This is a genomic window from Demequina sp. (genome assembly GCF_016278765.1).
Classification (GTDB): domain Bacteria; phylum Actinomycetota; class Actinomycetes; order Actinomycetales; family Demequinaceae; genus Demequina.
This window is the reverse complement of the sequence record NZ_JADQBE010000043.1, coordinates 1-3,007: the sequence shown is the minus strand read 5'-3', so window position 1 is coordinate 3,007 and position 3,007 is coordinate 1. Positions and strand designations below refer to the sequence as shown.

Genomic DNA, 3,007 nt, shown 5'->3' with positions numbered 1-3,007 from the left:
CCATGACGGAGCTCTCACCAACCTCATGAACACCGTCCCCGATGGCGACTTCCAGACGTTCCGTGCCGAGTCCGGCGCCTTCATTCGCGATCAGTTCTTTGGCGGCGACCCCCGCGCCAAGGAGCTTGTGGCCGACATGACGGACGACGAGATTTGGGCGCTCAAGCGCGGCGGCCACGACTACCAAAAGCTCTACGCCGCGTACTCCCGCGCCTATAACGAGAAGAACGGCAAGCCCACCGTCATCCTTGCCAAGACCATCAAGGGCTACGGCCTCGGCACCAACTTTGCGGCACGCAACTCAACCCACCAGATGAAGAAGCTCGCGACCGCGGACCTCAAGGTGCTGCGCGACACGTTCAGCATCCCCGTGACCGATGAGCAGATCGACGCGGATCCGTACAACCCGCCGTACTACCACCCGGGTTTCGACGACCCGGCAATCCAGTACATGCTTGAGCGGCGCAAGGAACTGGGCGGATTCGTTCCTGAGCGCCGCGATTCCTATGAGCCGATCGAGCTGCCCAACCCGCTGGTCTACGAGTTGCTCAGCAAGGGATCGGGCAAGCAAGAGGTTGCCACCACCATGGCGTTCGTGCGTCTGCTCAAGGACCTGATCAAGGACCAGAAGTTTGGTCACCGGATCGTGCCGATCATCCCCGACGAGGCCCGTACCTTCGGCCTCGACGCGATCTTCCCCTCGGCCAAGATCTTCAACACGCAGGGGCAGAACTACTTGCCGGTGGACCGCGAGCTGATGCTCAGTTACAAGGAGTCGGAGTCCGGGCAGATCATGCACACGGGCATCAATGAGGCCGGTTCCGCCGCCGCATTCCAGGCCGTCGGAACGTCGTACGCGACGCACGGCGTGCCGATGGTGCCGGTCTACATCTTCTACTCGATGTTCGGCTTCCAACGCACTGGCGACCAGTTCTGGGCCGCGGGCGACCAACTCACGCGCGGCTTCATCATCGGCGCGACCGCCGGTCGGACCACACTCACGGGTGAGGGTCTTCAGCACGCCGACGGCCACTCGCCGCTGATCGCGGGCACCAACCGTGCCGTCGTCACGTACGACCCGGCGTTCGGCTACGAGATCCGTCACATCGTGCAGGACGGCATCGAGCGCATGTACGGCCCCGAAGATGGCCGAGACAAGAACGTCATGTACTACCTGACGGTGTATAACGAGCCCATCCAGCAGCCTGCGGAGCCCGAGGACGTCGATGTCGAGGGCATCATCAAGGGCATCCACAAGTTCGCCGATGTTCCCGCCGGCGAGGGCCCGCAGGCGCAGATCCTCGCATCGGGCGTCGCCGTTCCGTGGGCGCTTGAGGCTCAAGAGCTGCTGCAGGCGCATTGGAACGTTCGCGCCACGGTCTGGTCCGTGACATCATGGAGCGAACTGCGGCGCGAGGCGCTGGACTGCGAGCACGAGACGTTCCTGCACCCCGAGCGCGAAGCGCGCACGCCGTACCTGACGAGCAAGCTCGCGGGTGCCAAGGGGCCGTTTGTCGCCACCACGGACTACGACCACCTGGTACCCGACCAGGTGCGCGCGTGGGTCCCGGGCGACTACGCGACGCTGGGCGCCGATGGATTCGGTTTCTCCGACACCCGTGCGGCCGCTCGACGCCACTTCAAGATCGACGGACCGTCGACGGCGGCGCGCGTGCTCCAGCAATTGGAGCGTCGCGGCGAGGTGGAACGCGGCACCACGGCGCGCGCCATCGAGCGCTACGAGTTGCACGATGTCACCAAGGGCACGTCCGGTAACGCCGGGGGCGAGGCTTAACCGACCGCCCTCGCGGGTGAGCTGGCCCTAACGCTGGCTCGTGTCGGTCCCGCCGTCGTTCGGCGTTGCGCCAGCCTCGCCCGGAGGGGACGACGCGTCGGGCTCGCGCGTACCCCCGGCGATGTCACCCCTGGCTCGCGGCTCGTCGTCACCCGGCATCGGGTGCTGACCCTCGACTCCCATCGGCTCACCCGGTGCGGAACGCTGGGATTCCGGCTTTGTCCCGCGCCCGCTCTCGGCGCGCGCGGGATTCCCCTTCGCGCGATTCTGCGTGGGAGGTGGGTCTGCCGCGACCGCGGCTGATGAGGGGCCACCCGCGACCGTTGCGGACCGCGTGATGGAGTGTCGGACCACGCCCGCCAGGATGGCGGTGATGAGGATCAGTGCCGCGAGGGCGATCCACAAGGCCATGTTGAGGGTGCCCGTGAACGCTCCCTCACCCTGCACCCGCACATAGGCGCTCATGTCGCAGGTTCCCTGGTCAGCGTCGAGGTGACCGTACACGTGGTAGATCCCGGCAAGCCTGATCCCCGTGCTGCCCTCGATGTCCCCCAGATAGCTCTCGACGTCCGCGGCTCCGGAGTTTGACTGTGTCCGCTCATCGTTCGCCGAACTACCGTCCCAAACCTTCACCTGGAAGCCGCCAATGTCCAAGCCGAGCGCACTGCGCCAATTCGTCAAAACATCGGCCGACGCCCCATTCCACTGCACCGTATCGGTCCTGGTGACATCGAAGGGGTCGGCGAGCGATGTCTGGTCCGGCGTCTTGCTGTCGAGCGACGACGTTCCGTCCGCGGAGCACGCTTCCGATATCGATCCACCTGCAATCGTGCCCGGGAGGCCCGCGACGGCGACTCCTGCCAGGAGCCCACACAGCACCATCACCAGGATGAAGCGCTTACGGACAAGTGCCGTGCGCTGCGTCAGCACGATGGTGACGAGCGCGATCGTGACCGCGAGGACTCCAAAGAGGACGAGTCGATCGGGCGGCACCACGCCCAGCTGCCACAGCAATGCCACCACGACGATTCCGAGCAAGAGCCCGAGGAAGGATCCAAGTAGCGGCCTGGGCTGGGCGTCCATGATGTTCTCACTTTCGCTATACCGACTATCCTAGCGATCGAGCCTCGTGCCCGCTAGACGGCGACGAGACTCACCTAAAGTGCTCGCGTAATGGGGTGCGTGCCTCATTTGGGATTTGCTCGCGAAACG

At 65.2% G+C, this 3,007-nt stretch carries 1 protein-coding gene and 1 pseudogene; one reads left to right on the top strand and one right to left on the bottom strand.

The window, feature by feature from the left end:
- Window positions 1-1,795, top strand: a pseudogene (locus tag QZZ29_RS08175) (pyruvate dehydrogenase (acetyl-transferring), homodimeric type); the annotation flags it as partial.
- A gap of 27 nt (window positions 1,796-1,822) precedes the next feature.
- On the opposite strand, the gene QZZ29_RS08170 reads toward QZZ29_RS08175, so the two are convergent.
- Window positions 1,823-2,878, bottom strand: a complete 1,056-nt coding sequence (locus QZZ29_RS08170) for a hypothetical protein (protein WP_291382495.1) — start codon at window positions 2,876-2,878, stop codon at window positions 1,823-1,825.
- Window positions 2,879-3,007 lie beyond the last annotated feature (129 nt).